The 14,961-nt window shown below is 69.4% G+C and carries 16 protein-coding genes and 1 riboswitch; of the genes, 8 read left to right on the forward strand and 8 right to left on the reverse strand.

Annotated features, from left to right (window positions below):
- Positions 1-14: 14 nt before the first annotated feature.
- On the reverse strand, positions 15-881 hold the full coding sequence (locus ACFY0P_RS10575) for a GNAT family N-acetyltransferase (protein WP_388909529.1): 867 nt from the start codon (positions 879-881) through the stop codon (positions 15-17).
- 193 nt (positions 882-1,074) lie between these two features.
- Here ACFY0P_RS10575 and ACFY0P_RS10580 point away from each other — a divergent pair, with 193 nt between their 5' ends.
- Positions 1,075-1,707 carry an HAD family hydrolase gene (locus tag ACFY0P_RS10580; protein ID WP_388909532.1) on the forward strand — a complete coding sequence of 211 codons (633 nt, stop codon included), beginning with the start codon at positions 1,075-1,077 and terminating at the stop codon, positions 1,705-1,707.
- Between the two features lie 307 nt (positions 1,708-2,014).
- Positions 2,015-3,469: a globin domain-containing protein gene (locus ACFY0P_RS10585; RefSeq protein ID WP_388909535.1), complete on the forward strand. Its 1,455-nt coding sequence runs from the start codon at positions 2,015-2,017 to the stop codon at positions 3,467-3,469.
- Between the two features lie 4 nt (positions 3,470-3,473).
- Here ACFY0P_RS10585 and ACFY0P_RS10590 read toward each other — a convergent pair whose 3' ends face one another.
- The 5 genes from ACFY0P_RS10590 to ACFY0P_RS10610 form a co-directional block, all read right to left on the reverse strand.
- Positions 3,474-3,956 (reverse strand): NUDIX domain-containing protein, encoded by a 483-nt coding sequence (locus tag ACFY0P_RS10590; RefSeq protein ID WP_294011603.1) that lies wholly within the window; start codon positions 3,954-3,956, stop codon positions 3,474-3,476.
- An 83-nt stretch (positions 3,957-4,039) separates the two neighbouring features.
- The gene (locus ACFY0P_RS10595) at positions 4,040-4,945 is read right to left on the reverse strand and encodes a LysR family transcriptional regulator (protein ID WP_388909540.1); all 906 of its coding nucleotides are present in this window, start codon (positions 4,943-4,945) and stop codon (positions 4,040-4,042) included.
- Between the two features lie 229 nt (positions 4,946-5,174).
- Entirely contained in the window at positions 5,175-6,305 is a 1,131-nt protein-coding gene (locus ACFY0P_RS10600) for a cystathionine gamma-lyase (RefSeq protein WP_388909543.1), read from the reverse strand.
- On the reverse strand, positions 6,302-6,793 hold the full coding sequence (locus ACFY0P_RS10605) for a low molecular weight protein-tyrosine-phosphatase (RefSeq protein WP_388909546.1): 492 nt from the start codon (positions 6,791-6,793) through the stop codon (positions 6,302-6,304). Before ACFY0P_RS10605 ends, ACFY0P_RS10600 begins: the two co-directional genes overlap by 4 nt.
- Positions 6,794-6,800: 7 nt before the next feature.
- Positions 6,801-7,178 carry a phage holin family protein gene (locus ACFY0P_RS10610; RefSeq protein ID WP_388909549.1) on the reverse strand — a complete coding sequence of 126 codons (378 nt, stop codon included), beginning with the start codon at positions 7,176-7,178 and terminating at the stop codon, positions 6,801-6,803.
- Between the two features lie 59 nt (positions 7,179-7,237).
- On the opposite strand from ACFY0P_RS10610, the gene ACFY0P_RS10615 reads away from it, so the two are divergent.
- The 4 genes from ACFY0P_RS10615 to ACFY0P_RS10630 all read left to right on the forward strand — a co-directional run bounded on the left by ACFY0P_RS10615 (position 7,238) and on the right by ACFY0P_RS10630 (position 9,469).
- Positions 7,238-7,555, forward strand: a complete 318-nt coding sequence (locus tag ACFY0P_RS10615) for a cupin domain-containing protein (RefSeq protein ID WP_093500906.1) — start codon at positions 7,238-7,240, stop codon at positions 7,553-7,555.
- A gap of 165 nt (positions 7,556-7,720) precedes the next feature.
- Positions 7,721-7,933: a DUF5326 family protein gene (locus ACFY0P_RS10620; RefSeq protein ID WP_089100495.1), complete on the forward strand. Its 213-nt coding sequence runs from the start codon at positions 7,721-7,723 to the stop codon at positions 7,931-7,933.
- A 126-nt stretch (positions 7,934-8,059) separates the two neighbouring features.
- Positions 8,060-8,932, forward strand: a complete 873-nt coding sequence (locus ACFY0P_RS10625; protein ID WP_388909553.1) for an IclR family transcriptional regulator — start codon at positions 8,060-8,062, stop codon at positions 8,930-8,932.
- 99 nt (positions 8,933-9,031) lie between these two features.
- Positions 9,032-9,469: an SsgA family sporulation/cell division regulator gene (locus ACFY0P_RS10630; protein WP_189262811.1), complete on the forward strand. Its 438-nt coding sequence runs from the start codon at positions 9,032-9,034 to the stop codon at positions 9,467-9,469.
- A gap of 156 nt (positions 9,470-9,625) precedes the next feature.
- Here the strand turns inward: ACFY0P_RS10630 and ACFY0P_RS10635 are convergent, their stop codons facing one another.
- Complete coding sequence (locus ACFY0P_RS10635) at positions 9,626-11,251, reverse strand: YibE/F family protein (protein ID WP_388909556.1); 1,626 nt, start codon at positions 11,249-11,251, stop codon at positions 9,626-9,628.
- 71 nt (positions 11,252-11,322) lie between these two features.
- A riboswitch (TPP riboswitch) is annotated at positions 11,323-11,500 on the forward strand.
- Between ACFY0P_RS10635 and thiC the strand changes: the two genes are divergently transcribed.
- Positions 11,493-13,313, forward strand: a complete 1,821-nt coding sequence (gene thiC, locus ACFY0P_RS10640; RefSeq protein ID WP_388909559.1) for a phosphomethylpyrimidine synthase ThiC — start codon at positions 11,493-11,495, stop codon at positions 13,311-13,313. Its footprint overlaps the riboswitch before it by 8 nt.
- A gap of 60 nt (positions 13,314-13,373) precedes the next feature.
- Here thiC and ACFY0P_RS10645 read toward each other — a convergent pair whose 3' ends face one another.
- Positions 13,374-13,760: a VOC family protein gene (locus ACFY0P_RS10645; RefSeq protein ID WP_388909562.1), complete on the reverse strand. Its 387-nt coding sequence runs from the start codon at positions 13,758-13,760 to the stop codon at positions 13,374-13,376.
- A 199-nt stretch (positions 13,761-13,959) separates the two neighbouring features.
- Here ACFY0P_RS10645 and ACFY0P_RS10650 point away from each other — a divergent pair, with 199 nt between their 5' ends.
- Entirely contained in the window at positions 13,960-14,892 is a 933-nt protein-coding gene (locus tag ACFY0P_RS10650; protein WP_388909565.1) for a LysR family transcriptional regulator, read from the forward strand.
- Positions 14,893-14,961 lie beyond the last annotated feature (69 nt).

The following is a 14,961-nucleotide window of genomic DNA, read 5'->3' on the forward strand; positions in this document are numbered from 1 at the left end:
TGTCCGAAGGCTTCTCAGCCTGCCGCGACCGTCAGCGGCGCGAACCGCCGTGTCCAGTCCCCGGGCAACTCCGTGAGGCCGTAGACCATGACGGAGTTCATGGCGACGGAGGCCAGCCCGCGCGCCTTCGCCCATGCCAGCAGTTCCTCGTGCCGGACGTCGATGTCGGTACGGAGCGGGCGGTCGGTGTGGGCGGCGAGCGAGACGATCAGGGACTTCGCCGTCTCCGTGTCACGGGCGATCAGCGGTCCGACGACATGCGTGTCCATGTTGGGCCAGGCTGCCGCGTACCCGACGATCCGGCCGTCGTCCACGGCGACGCGCAGCAGGTCCGAGAACGCGGGCAGCCGAGTGATGAGCAGGGTGCGGTCGGCGCCGAACACCTCCTCGTCCAGCCGGAGGATGGAACCGAGGTCCTCCGCGGTGGCCGCTCGGGTCACCACCCGCGGCTCGGGCCCGCCCGGCGTGAAGGGCCCGTGGAGCATCTCCGAACGTCCCGTGACCTTGAACCCCAGCTCCTCGTAGAGCGGACGGCCGTACGGCGTCGCATAGAGGGTCAGCGGAGTCGTGCCCATCGCCGAGACGACGTGCCGCGTCAGCCGACGCCCGATGCCCTGGCGGGCATGCCGTTCGGCGACCAGGACCATGCCGACCGCGCCGAGATGCGGGCGTTCCCTCGGGCCGTACTCCGTGACGACACAGGCGGCGACCAGGCCTCCGCCGGGGTCGTCGATGCCGTATCCCGTCCCGGCCGTGAGGAGCAAGCGCCACTTGTGTTCCTCACGGGGCCACCCCCGATCCTCGGACAAGTCGGCGCAGGCGCTGAGATCGCGTGGCGTCAGTCGGCGAATGGGCAGATGGGCGTCGGAAGGAGTTGACACGCAGGTCAGGCTTGCCGACCGGTACCCCCGGCGTCCACCCGTTTCAGGGCAGACGCACGCGCTTTTGGCCATGCCGTAGCCCTCGGCTCAGCCCCTGGACAAGGGCGGGACGTTTCACGTGAAACATCGCCGTATGACCCCCGCGCGGTGCCGCACCAAGGGGTCATGTGCGCTGCCCGTTAGCCTCTGGCTCATGGCGAGACTTCACCTCTTCGATCTCGACGGCACTTTGCTGCACGGCACCACTGCACCCGTCGAGATATCCCGTCAACTCGGTCTGGAAGCAGAGACCATGGATCTTGATCGGGCAATCTCGGCAGGCCGGATAGATCCGCCGGAGTACGCGGCGCGGGTGTATGCCCTCTGGACCGAGCTGACCGAAGCACATGTGAAGGCGGCATTCGACGGTGCGCCGTGGCTCGCCCGTATCCGGGACGTCTGGGCCGAGATCCGGGGATCGGGGGACTACTGCGCGGTGGTCTCGCTCTCACCCTCGTTCTTCGTGGAGCGTCTGCTGGACTGGGGAGCACATGCGGCCTTCGGTTCGCGCTTCCCGGCGGTGCCGTTCGCTGAGCCGGTCGACCCGGCGGGAGTGCTCACTGCCGCTGCCAAGGTGGTGATCGCGGACAGCCTGTGCGAGCAGTTCGGGGTCGGTCGGGCGGACTGCGTCGCCTACGGCGACTCGATGTCGGACCGGGACTTGTTCGGCGCGGTTCCGGTGTCCGTGGCGGTCAATGCCGACGGACATCTCGCCGGTCTCGCGACGTTCTCCTACACGGGCCGGGATCTGTGGGATGCCTATGAATTGGCGTGCGGCGCCCGGTAATTGAGGGAACCGATGGTTCGCCCGTTGCCAGTTTCACGGGGGAGGCAGGGGGGACTTGTGTGGGCGGCGACGGCCGGTAGGGTCGACTCCGGTTAACGTCCGGGGTGGGACGCTCCCTGTGGGAGCGAATGCGGCCCCTGTCACACTCTCGCCTTACTTGTCCGTACACGGGAGAATCGCGGGTTGAATGTGGTCGTGTCGGCCACGGGGCCTGACCGGGGAGAGCTAGCCGTCAACGGGGGAAAGCAAGCACCTTCCGAGTGAAGTGCGCAGACCGACCGCAAGATGTTCTAGGCGAGGGCACACCATGGACGCTCCGACCACCACGTCGGCGGGCAACGACGGGGCCGGCGGGGGCAACTGGTTCACGCCCCACGACGGGCCCGCGTTCGACTCCGCCGAGCCTCCGGTCGTGGCGCCGGGCGGCTGGCAGGAAACGCCCCAGGGCCGCCCTGCCGTGCCCGCGGAGCCCCGGGAGCGAATACGGCCCACGGGGGAGCCGACGGGCCGTCAGGGGCCCGCTCAGGCGCCGCCCGTCGGGCAGCACGTGGCGCCCGGCCCCCTCGCCCCCACGACCGGGCATCCCGCATCCGGCACCTTCGAACAGCGCGTCCCGCCACAGCGCAGCGCACAGCAGCCGCAGGACGCCTCCCCGGACGCGAACCGTATCCGCGGCACCATGGCCGAGATCGGTCCGATCGCCGACAAGGTCACCTCGTACTTCTACGCACTGCTCTTCGTCCGCCACCCCGAACTGCGTTCGCTGTTCCCGGCCGCCATGGACACCCAGCGGGACCGACTGCTGAAGGCGCTGCTCACCGCGGCCGAGCACATCGACAACACGCCCGTCCTGGTCGAGTACCTCCAGAACCTGGGCCGCGGCCACCGCAAGTACGGCACCCGGCCCGAGCACTACCCGGCCGTCGGAGAGTGCCTCATCGGTGCGCTGAGCAGGTACGCCACGGGCATCTGGGACCGCGAGACGGAGGCGGCCTGGGTACGGGCGTACAGGACGATGTCCCAGGTGATGATCGACGCGGCGGCCACGGACGAACTGCGCGCCCCGGCGTGGTGGCACGCGGAGATCGTCGCCCACGAGCTCAGGACCGCCGACGTCGCGGTGCTCATGCTCCGTCCGGACCAGCCGTACCCCTTCCTCGCCGGCCAGTACGCGAGTCTGGAGACACCTTGGTGGCCCCGGGTGTGGCGGCACTACTCCTTCGCCTCCGCGCCCCGCTCGGACGGCCTGCTCACCTTCCATGTGAAGGCCGTTCCGGCAGGCTGGGTCTCCAACTCGCTGGTCCACCGCGCCCGCCCCGGTGACGTCGTCCGCCTCGGTCCGGCCGATGGTTCGATGACCGTCGACCACACCAGGGACAACGGACTGCTCTGCCTGGGTGGCGGCACCGGCATCGCACCCATCAAGGCGATGGTCGAGGACATCGCCGAACGCGGCTCGCGACGCCCGGTCGAGGTGTTCTACGGCGCCCGTACCGACCACGACCTGTACGACATCGGCACCCTGCTCCGGCTCCAGCAGAGCCACCCCTGGCTCGCGGTCCGTGCGGTCGTCGACCAGCAGGCGCACCTCCAGCTCCCCGACGCCATCCGCGGATACGGCCCGTGGATCGAGTACGACGCCTATCTCTCCGGCCCGCCCGGCATGATCCGCAACGGGATCACCGCGCTGCGGGACGCCGGCATCCCTCCGCACCGCATCCGGCACGACTCGGTCGAGGAACTGGTCGTCGTCGGCGACTGATCCGTCACCCGAGATCAGGGGCGTGCATGGCTCGCACGCCTTCGATGTTGCCGTCCAGGTAGTGCCGCAGCGACAGCGGTACGAGGTGGACGGAGGCGATCCCGACACGGGTGAAGGGGACGCGCACGATCTCGTACTCGCCGGCGGGTTCGTCGACTTCGGGGCCGTGCCGCAGGGCCGGGTCCATGGACTCCAGCCGGCAGACGAAGAAGTGCTGCACCTTCACACCGGTCGCGCTGCCGCTGTCGCCGATGTGCTCCACGGTGTCCACGAAGCAGGGCACCACATCGGTGATCTTGGCGCCGAGTTCCTCGTCCACCTCGCGGTGCAGGGCGTCGACGACGGTGGTGTCCTCCGGCTCGACCCCGCCACCGGGCGTGACCCAGTAGGGATCGACACCGGGCTTGGTGCGCTTGATCAGAATCAGGTCGTCGCCGTCCAGGAGAACGGCACGGGCGGTGCGCTTGACCACGGGTCGGACGGTCATGGGAGAAATGTGGCCCAGCTGGTTCCACGTGAAACATCGCGAAGCGCCACCGTGCGGCCGCATTGCGTTAACCCTGCACGTACTCAGCTCCAGTCCGCCGAAGCGTGCTGGAGCCACTCGTGCGCCCGTGCCACATGCGGCATGGCGAGCGTGCCGGTCCGCACCACGAGGAAGTACGTCCGCAGCGGGGGCACCGCGGGATCGTGCAGTGCCACGACCTCGCCGCGCTCCAGGGCGGCCGTGCACAGATACCGGGGCAACACGGCGAGGCCGGCACCCGCGACCGCGCAGGCGAGAACCGCGCGCAGATCCGGCACCACGACCGTGCCCGAGGCGGCCGGACGCGTGTCGAAGACGGAGCCCCAGTAGCGCGAGACGAACGGCAGTGACTCATGGACCTCGACGACCGGGAGGTTCTCCAGGGCGGCCGCGCCCTTGTCGCGTACCGTGCCGGCGCCGATCTCCTCGGACCAGCGCGGAGCGGCGACCAAGACGTGCTCCTCGTCGCAGAGCGCGGCGGCTGTGAGCAGGGCGCCGCGTGGCCGGACCGTGCTGATGGCCAGGTCATGATGGCCGGCGGACAGTCCCTCCAGGGTCTCCTCGGCGTTCCCGAACGAGGCGCGCAGCGCGAAGCCCTGGCCGTCGTCTCCGGCGAGCTCCGCGAGAGCGGGAAGGGCGCGCTCGGCGGTGAACTCGGGCGGGCCGGCGAGGTGCAGGGTGCGCACCGAGGAGTCGTCGTCGAGGCCGCGTTCCGCTATCTCCACGAGGGCGTCCAGGTGCGGAGCGGCCTTGTGGGCGAGTTCGTCGCCGATGGTCGTGGGGGTCACCCCGCGGGCCTGGCGCAGGAAGAGCGGCCGGCCCAGCTGCCGTTCCAGGGTCCGGATCTGGGAGGTCACGGCCGGCTGCGAGAGGCCGAGCAGGGCGGCGGCCCGAGTGAAGGAGCCGGCCCGGTGCACGGTGACGAAGGTGCGCAGCAAGGCCAGATCCATCGCACGCCCTCCCGTTCGGACTGCCCTTTTCCGGCCCCTGGGCAGGCCTTCAACTATAAATAAGTCGATAGGTCTCTGTCGCTACAGTGATTGGACACTGACGCAGAGTCAACTAGCCTTGGTCGCGCGGTTCTTGGCGCGCGAGAACCGGGACGGTCCGAGCCACGAGGGGGGAGGCTCGGACCGTTCGTTATGCGTAGCCGGACCCGTGGGGGCGTCCGTAATCCGGTCACCGGCCCGACTCGTCGAGCGCGCGCAACACATCGGCCACGAGATCTTCGGGATCCTCGGCCCCGACCGACAGCCGGATGAAGCCCTCCGGTACGTCGTCCCCGCCCCAGCGCCGCCGCCGCTCGGCCGTGGAACGCACCCCGCCGAAGCTCGTCGCATCGTCGACCAGCCGCAGGGACTCGAGAAAACGCTCGGCACGCGCGCGCGTGGCCAGCGTGAACGAGAGCACCGAGCCGTAGCGCCGCATCTGCTGCGAGGCGATCTTGTGCGCGGGGTCGTCGGACAGCCCCGGGTAGCGCAGGGCGGTCACCTCGGGCCGCTCGCGCAGCGCCTCGGCGAGCAGCAGGGCGGTCGCGTTCTGCCGGTCCACCCGCAACTGGAGGGTGGCGAGGGAGCGATGGGCCAGCCAGGCTTCCATGGGGCCCGAGATCGCCCCGATGATCTTGCGCCAGCGGCGTACGGCGGCCATGGCCGCCGCGTCGCGCCCGGTGACGTACCCCAGCAGGACGTCCCCGTGGCCGGTGAGCTGCTTGGTGCCGCTGGCCAGGGAGAAGTCGGCGCCCAGCGCCAGCGGCCGCTGGCCCAGCGGGGTGGCGAGGGTGTTGTCGACGGCGACCAGGGCGCCACGCGCGCGTGCCGCCCCGGCGAGCCGCCGGATGTCGCAGACGTCGAGGCCGGGGTTGCACGGCGACTCGATCAGCAGCAGCTTCGCGCCGTCCAGGACGTCGAGCTGGGCGTCGCCGGCGGTCGGCGCGGCGCGCACCTCGATGCCGTAGGCCTCCAGCTGGGCGCGGACCAACGGCAGCACCTGGTAGCCGTCGGAGGGCAGCACGACCGCGTCCCCGGCGCTCAGCTGGGAGAAGAGCACCGCCGCGACGGCCGCCACGCCGGAGGCGAACACCAGCGTCTCCACGTCCTCGCCGGGAGCCTCCAACTCGCCGATGGCCCGCTCCAGATGGGTCCAGGTCGGGTTCTCGTCGCGGCCGTAGGCGTACGGTCCGCTCACTTCGCCGGGCAGATGGAAGTGCGCGGCGAAGACCGGCCCGGGCAGGGTCGGCTCGTTCTTGACCGGCTCGGGCAGCCCCGCGCGCACCGCGCGCGTGCCCTCGCCCATGCTCGCCTCGCTCATGCCGCCGTTCCCTCCACTTCGGTCCGTACCGCGGTGAGCAGGCCCTCGCTCGCCGCCTCCACCATCTCAAGGCACTCCTCGAAGCCGTCCAGACCGCCGTAGTACGGATCAGGTACGTCCAGGTCGTCACTGGCGGCCGGGTCGTACGAGCGCAGCAGCCGCACCTTGCGCGCGTCCTCCTCGGTGGGGGCGAGGCGGCGCAGGGACTTGAGATGGCCGGAGTCGAGGGCGATCACGAGGTCGAGGCGCGCGAACCAGGACGCCTGGAACTGGCGGGCGGTGTGCTCGCTGTCGTAGCCGTGTTCCTCGAGGACGCGGACGGTGCGCGGGTCGGCGCCGTCGCCCTCGTGCCAGCCGCCGGTGCCGGCGCTGTCGGTCTCGACGCGGTCGTCGAGCCCGGCCTCGGTTATGCGGGCACGGAAGACGGATTCGGCCATCGGGGAACGGCAGATGTTGCCCGTGCAGACGAAGCAGACGCGGTAGGTCATCGGGCGCTCAGTCCGTGTCGGGAAGGATCATGTTGAGGGCCCAGGACACGATCGAGATGATCAGACCGCCCAGGACGGCCGTCCAGAAGCCCTCCACGTGGAAGCTCAGGTCGAGCTTGTCGCACACCCAGGACGTCAGCAGCAGCATCAGCGCGTTGACCACCAGGGTGATCAGGCCGAGAGTGAGGATGAACAGCGGGAAGGTCAGGACCTTCACGATCGGCTTGACCAGGAAGTTGACCAGGCCGAAGACCAGGGCGACCAGGATCAGCGTCCAGACCTTCTTGGTGGTGCTGTCGCCGGTCAGGGTGATCTTGTCGAGCAGCCACACGGCGACCGCCAGGGCGCCCGCGTTGGCGATCGTCTTGACTACGAAATTCTTCATGTGTCTGATCGTGGCAGAAGAGATCGGATACGAGCAGTGGGGCGAGGGCGACGAAGGCGATGAAGGCATTCCGGCTGGACGAACTGGAGGCGGAGCGCGCCGCCAACGACGGGGCCTACCTGCAGTTCCTGCGGGAGCGGAACATGTCGGTCGGCCTCTATGCCCTCGACGCGGGCTCGCACGACCCGCAGCAGCCGCACAACCAGGACGAGGTCTACTTCGTCGTCAGCGGCCGTGCGGCGATCACCGTCGGCATGGAGACCACGCAGGTCGCGCGGGGCAGCGTGGTGTACGTACCGGCAGGGGTGGCCCACAAGTTCCATCACGTCAGCGAGGATCTGCGGGTCCTGGTCGTCTTCTCTCCCCCCGAGGCCTGACCCCGGGCCTCGGGGTTCCCTAGGGGACGGGTCAGGGGAGGACAAGGGATCCTGGGCCCCCGTAGGGCCCCTTCGCGGCTCTAGCATCGGGTGCAGGACATCGCATCGTGCGGGACGCACGAGACCGTACGTGCCGGAGCGCACGAGAAAGCGGAGGACAGGGCAATGCGAGAGATCTTCACGGGTCTGCCGTGGTGGGTGAAGTGGATCGCGGTGCCGGTCATCGCGCTGGTGGTGTTCGGCGGTCTGATCACCGCAGTGATCAGCTGGGTGGTCTTCCTGCTCTTCAAACTGCTGATCTTCGTGGCGCTGGTCGGCGGACTGATCTACATCGTGCGCAAGTTCATGTCGAACTCCTCGTCGAAGAGCGACTGGTGAGGCCCGTGGGAATCGGCGGCCGGTAACAGGAATCACCGGTTCCCTCGGGGGAGGGAAGTTTCCCGCACGGGCCGACCGGGAGCGGCGGTGGACGGTTAGAGTCGCTGACCCCCTCGCGCTCCGGGAGTGACCTTGCCCACGCTTGACGCCACCTCCGCACCCACGGAACACCCCCCACCCCCGACCCAACGCAGTTCCGGCACACCCCCCGTGCAGCGGCCGGCCTCCCCGGCCGTCCCCGCCCAGCCGCATTCGGCCACCCTCATCGGCTCCGTGCAGCGCGCGATGCGCCTGCTGGAGTGCGTCGCCGGACACGACCACGGCGCACCCGCGAAACAACTGGCCCGCGAGACCGGCCTCGCGCTGCCCACCGCCTACCACCTGCTGCGCACCCTGGTCCACGAGGGTTACCTGCGCCGCGACAAGGGGCTGTTCTTCCTCGGTGAGGCGGCGGAGCGGCTGAGCAGCAGCGGAGCGGAGCAGAAACGTCGCAGCGCGGTCGTCGACACCCTCACCCACTGGCGGGACTCGATCGGTGTCCCGGTGTATTACGCCATGTACCGGGACGGCGAGATCGAGGTCATGAGCGTCTCCGACTCCCCGGCCGCCCCGGCGGTCGAGGAGTGGGCCGGCTTCCGCGAGACGGGGCATGCGCACGCCGTAGGCCAGTGTCTTCTCTCCCAGCTGGACGAGGACGTCCGCCGTGACCATCTCGGCCGCCATCCTGTGCGGCCCCTCACCCCGTACACGGTCCGTGACGACCAGATGCTGCTGCGACGGCTGGAGCGGACGCGGCGGATGGAGCCGGTGGTGGAGCGCCAGGAGTACGCGCTCGGGACGGTATGTGCGGCGATCCCCCTCACCGTAGGCACCACGGCCGCCACGATCGCCATCTCCCTCCCCCTCCACCAGGCCGAACGGCTGCTGCCGGCGGTCCGGCAGCTGCAGACCGAAGTGGGCCGGCATCTGGGGTCCCTGGCCATCGCTATCAGTATCTGAAAACTCACTCCTTGTGATCTCTCGTGTACGTTCAGCAAGATTTGACCACCATCAAAGGGATAAAACCCGGCCAGTCGGTGTCATATGACGGGGTAGGCAATGCGCGAGTCCGTACAAGCAGAAGTCATGATGAGCTTTCTCGTCTCGGAGGAGCTCTCCTTCCGCATTCCCGTGGAGTTGCGCTACGAGACCTGTGATCCCTATGCCGTCCGCCTCACCTTTCACCTGCCCGGGGACGCACCGGTGACCTGGGCCTTCGGCCGGGAGCTGCTGATCGACGGGGTGGGGCGGCCGTGCGGGGAGGGCGATGTGCACATCGCGCCCGCCGATTCCGAGGTGCTGGGGGAGGTGCTGATCCGGCTTCAGGTCGGCGGGGACCAGGCGGTGTTCCGGTCCTCCGCGCCCCCGCTGGTGGCCTTCCTCGACCGTACCGACAAGCTGGTGCCGCTCGGCCAGGAGGGTTCGCTCGCCGATTTCGACGCCCACCTCGACGAGGCCCTGGACCGCATCCTGGCCGAGGAACAGAGCGCCGGCTGAAGCGTTACGGCACGGGGCGCGCGCCGCTCGTCCGAGCCGTGTGAGGACACGCAGGAACGCTTCTGCGCGTCCTCGGGCGGCTCTTGCCGGGACCCTTCTCCGCACCGTCCCCGCCCAGCCTCGTGGACGGCCTCCTTCCGGGCCGTCCACCGCGCCTCACCGCTTCCGGCGCCGCCCCCGTCCGCCGCGGGCCGCGGCAGCCATGGCCGGCGCGGCCTCCACGGACACGGCCGTCCCGGTGCCCGGCCGGTCGGCCGAAACCACCAGGGCCGCGAGCAGCGTGGTGACCGGCACCGAGGCGACCAGGCCGATCGAGCCGACCAGGGTGCGCACGATCTCCTCGGCCACCAGCTCGCTGTTGGCCACCGTGGCCACACTGCTCTGCGCGATGGAGAAGAGCAGCAGCAGGGGCAGCGCGGCGCCCGCGTAGGCCAGCACGAGGGTGTTGACGACGGAGGCGATGTGGTCGCGGCCGATGCGGATGCCGGCCCGGTACAGCCCGCGCCAGCCCATCGTGGGGTTGGCCTCGTGCAGCTCCCAGACGGCCGAGGTCTGGGTCACGGTCACGTCGTCCAGGACACCCAGCGAACCGATGATGACGCCGGCCAGCAGCAGACCGCTCATGTCGATCGACGGGTACAGGCCGTGGATCAGGCCGGTGCTGTCGTCGGTGTTGCCGGTGAGCGCGGCCCAGTCGATGAACTCCGAGCCGAGCAGGCCGATCAGACACAGTGAGACCAGCGTGCCGAGCACGGCCACCGAGGTCCGGGCCGACAGCCCGTGGCAGATGTACAGGGCGATCAGCATGATGGCGCTCGACCCGACCACCGCCATCAGCAGCGGATTCGAGCCCTGCAGGATCCCCGGCAGGATGAACAGGGTCAGCAGCAGGAAGCTGACGGCCAGCGCGACCAGCGCCATCACACCGCGCAGCCGGCCCACCACCACGACGGCGAGTGCGAAGATCCCGGCCAGCAGGGCCATCGGGAACTTCCGGTTCACGTCGGTGACCGAGTACTGCAGGTCCTTGGGAGCGGAAGGCTCGTACGCGGCCACGACCTGCTCGCCCTCGTGCAACTGCCGGGACTGGTCGGGCTGCACGATCTCGGTGAAGGTACGGCCCTTGTCCTTGCCGGTGTCGACCCGGACCGTGGCCTTCTTGCAGGTGCCGTCCTCCTCCTTCGAGGAAGTGCCGTCGGCGGTGGAGGTGTCGGCGGTCAAGCCGCCCCCGGAGGCGTTGACCGACTTGCAGCTGACCGAGACGACCTTGGTGACCGTCGCCGCCTGCGTCTGGCGGTCGAAGCCGACGCCGGTGCGCTCGTGCGGCGGGGCGCCACCGGGCCACAGCACCACCAGGCCGACCACCACCGCGGCGGTGAAGGGGATGAGGATCGCCGCGATGACCTTGCGCAGATGCTTGGAGACGGGCGCGGCCGGGCCGTGGCTGTGGCTGTGTCCGTGCGAGTGGCCGTGCCCGCCGCCGGGCCGGGAGCTGTCCTGGCCCGGGCGGGGCGAACGGCCCTGAGCCTGGCCGTGGGGCGATTCGCCATGGGCCTGGCCGTGGGGCGATTCGCCATGGGCCTGGCCGTGGCCGTGGGCATGGCTGTCGTCGTGATGGTGGGCGTGGCTGAGGGCCTGCCCGTGGTCGTACTGCTCGCCCTGCCTGTGGATGTGTCCGTCACCGGCACCATGGCCCCCGTGGCCGGATTCGCCGCCCTGCGTGGCGCCGTTGCCGCGCCGTGGGTCGGGGGGCGGATAGGGGTGCTGCTGCGTCGAGGTCACCGCCCGATCATCGCAAGAACGGGAGAGGCCCTCTGTTCACCGCGCCCGAATTGACGCTAGCGTGGAGGCACCTTTGCACACGCGGGAGCTCGGAGCACCGGGCTGAGAGGGCGCTGACCTCCGTATTCGCGATGTTTCACGTGGAACGAGTGCTGTTTCACAGGAAACGCCGCCCGACGGAAGCCGCTGCGTCGACCGCCGAACCTGTTACCGGGTAATGCCGGCGTAGGGAGTAGGTCTCATGACCAACAAGGACGCACGCACGCCTGCCTTCAGCCAGGACGAACAGCCCATTGCGGGCGAATCGTCGTCGGGGGCCGGGAAGTCCATCGGCTGGCACAAGGGGTATGTCGCGGGCTCCCGCCCCGACCTGCGGGTGCCGGTCCGTCAGGTGCATCTCACCAACGGGCAGTCGGTCACGCTCTACGACACCTCGGGCCCGTACACCGATCCGCTCGTCGAGACCGACGTCCGCAGGGGCCTGCCGCCGCTGCGGGAGAACTGGATCGTCGCCCGCGGCGACACCGAGGAGTACGCGGGCCGGCCCGTCCGTCCCGAGGACGACGGGATCAAGCACACGTCGCCGCGCGGTGGCCTGCGCAACCTGGACGCGGTCTTCCCGGGCCGCCCGCGCCAGCCGCGCCGCAGCCGGGAAGGCGAGGCGGTGACCCAGCTCGCGTATGCCCGCCGGGGCGAGATCACCCCGGAGATGGAGTACGTGGCCATCCGCGAGAACGTTTCTCCCGAGGTGGTCCGTGAGGAGATCGCGGCGGGCAGGGCCGTGCTGCCCGCCAACGTCAACCACCCGGAGATCGAGCCGATGATCATCGGCAAGCGGTTCCTGGTGAAGGTCAACGCCAACATCGGCAACTCCGCGGTCACCTCCTCCATCGAGGAGGAGGTCGAGAAGATGACCTGGGCGACCCGCTGGGGTGCCGACACGGTCATGGACCTCTCCACCGGCCGCAACATCCACACCACCCGCGAATGGGTGCTGCGCAACTCCCCCGTCCCCATCGGCACGGTGCCGCTCTACCAGGCCCTGGAGAAGGTCGACGGCAGGGCCGAGGAGCTGACCTGGGAGATCTACAAGGACACGGTCGTCGAACAGGCCGAGCAGGGCGTGGACTACATGACCGTCCACGCGGGCGTGCGCCTGCCGTACGTGCCGCTCACCGCCAACCGCAAGACCGGCATCGTCTCGCGCGGCGGCTCGATCATGGCGGCCTGGTGCCTCGCGCACCACAAGGAGTCGTTCCTGTACGAGAACTTCGAGGAACTCTGCGAGATCCTCGCCGCCTACGACGTCACGTACTCGCTGGGCGACGGCCTGCGCCCCGGCTCCATCGCGGACGCCAACGACGAGGCCCAGTTCGCGGAACTGCGCACGCTCGGGGAACTCAACCGGATCGCCAGGCGTTTTGATGTACAGACCATGATCGAAGGCCCGGGCCACGTCCCGATGCACAAGATCAAGGAGAACATCGACCTTCAGCAGGAGATCTGCGATGAAGCTCCGTTCTATACGCTCGGCCCGCTGACCACCGACGTCGCACCGGCGTACGACCACATCACCTCCGGCATCGGCGCCGCGATGATCGCCTGGTGGGGCACGGCGATGCTCTGCTACGTCACGCCCAAGGAGCACCTGGGCCTGCCCAACCGGGACGACGTCAAGACCGGCGTCATCACCTACAAGATCGCAGCCCATGCGGCCGACCTCGCCAAGGGCCACCCGGGTGCGCAGGAGTGGGACGACGCGCTGTCCGACGCCCGCTTCGAGTTCCGGTGGGAGGACCAGTTCAACCTCGCCCTGGACCCGGACACGGCCCGCGAGTTCCACGACGAGACGCTTCCGGCGGAGCCGGCGAAGACGGCCCACTTCTGCTCGATGTGCGGGCCGAAGTTCTGCTCGATGAAGATCAGCCAGAGCATCTCGGAGCGGTTCGGCGGTGGGGCGGCCGAAGGGGCGTCTGCGGAGGAGATCGCTGAGGGGATGCTGCAGAAGTCGAAGGAGTTCGCGGCGAGCGGGAACCGGGTGTACCTGCCGATGGCGGACTGAGCCCTTCCGCAGGGTGCCGGTCCGGGGCGTCGAGTACCTGGACCGGCACCCTCGGCTCGCTCACCCTGCGAGGTCCTGCGGGTACCAGCGCAGTTCCACCGTGTTGCCGTCCGGGTCCTGGACGTAGACCGACGTGGCAGTGCCCCGGGCGCCGAAGCGCTCCACGGGTCCCTCGACGACGGCGAACGCGCCTGAGCGGATGATCCCGTCCCAGTCCACCGGTTCCACGGTGAGACAGATGTGGTCGACATTGGATTCGCCCCGGGGGCGGACGACCAGATCGATGACGGTCTCGGGCGTGACCCTCACCGAGGGGAAGGGGACCGTGCCGGCCCGCCACTCCGCGAGACGGACCGGTGTCAGACCGAGGACTCCGGCGTAGAAGTCCAGCGACCGTTCGACGTCTTCGACATTGAGGACCAGGTGGTCGAATGCCTTTACGCGCACGGGAGGCACCTTGTCTCCGGAACGCCGTCGCGGTGTCGGGGAACTGGGCATGGCAGGGGTGTTCACGGGGCTTCCTCGGAGTCGGACCGGGTGTCGCGGGTGATGGGGGGACGCCTTCAACGATCGACCGCGGGGTGGATGCCATCAAGCCATGATCGGAACACGACCGTTGAGCCACGCTCAACGCCAAGGGGGCGTCATGCTGGAGCGGCTGGAGACCGAGATCTTCCTGACGCTTGCCGAAGAACTGCACTTCGGGCGGACCGCCGAGCGGTTGCAGATCACGACCGGGCGGGTCAGCCAGGTGATCAAGAAACTGGAACGCCGTGTCGGTGGCGCTCTGTTCGAACGCAACAGCCGTACCGTCCGTCTCACCCCGGTCGGACGGCAGTTGGCCGAAGACCTGCGTCCCCTGGTCACCGCCATGGAGGAGGCACTGTGCAGAGCTGGCGACGCCAGCCGTGGTGTCACTGGAGAACTGCGGGTGGCCTTCCTGGGCGAGTGGACGGCGCCGGCACTGCTCAGAGCCGTCGGCCTGTTCACCGAACGCCACCCCGACTGCCGTGTCCACGTGCGGGAGGTTCAGCTGTCCAACTCCCGGGCGAGTCTGCTGGACGGCTCGATCGACATCCTCCTGGCCTCCTACCCGTTCGACGGCATGGCCTGCGGACCGGTGCTGCTGAGGGAGGAGCGGGTGCTCGCGGTGGCCGCCGGGCATCCGTTGGCCGGGGAGCGGTCGGTGTCGGCCGAAGTACTGGCTCAGTACCCGGTGGTGCAGTACCCCGACGTGACCTCCGCGGGCTTCAAGAGGGACCGCACACCGGACCGCACGCCGTCGGGCAGGCCCGTTCCGAAGGGGCCGGCCGGCGGGTCGTTCTCCGAGATGCTCACTCTGGTCGCGATGGACAGAGGTGTCCTCCCGGTCGGAGAGCATTCCCGGCAGTACTACCCGCGACCCGATATCGCCTATGTGCCCCTCCACGACACTCCGCCGATCGAGCGGGGACTGGTGTGGCCGGAGGGCAACACGACGGAGCGGGTGCGCGCCTTCGTCAGAGCGGCGACCGATACCGTGAAGCCGACACCGACTGCCTCTGCGGCGCCCTCTACGGGCAGAAGTCCGTACGGATGAAGACAGGGCCGCCATGCCGGCGGCGTGGGAGGAGTTCGGCGGTCGTGCCGCCCGTCTGCTCCCCGGTGC

It is taken from the genome of Streptomyces sp. NPDC001714 (assembly GCF_042892755.1).
Classification (GTDB): Bacteria; Actinomycetota; Actinomycetes; order Streptomycetales; family Streptomycetaceae; genus Streptomyces.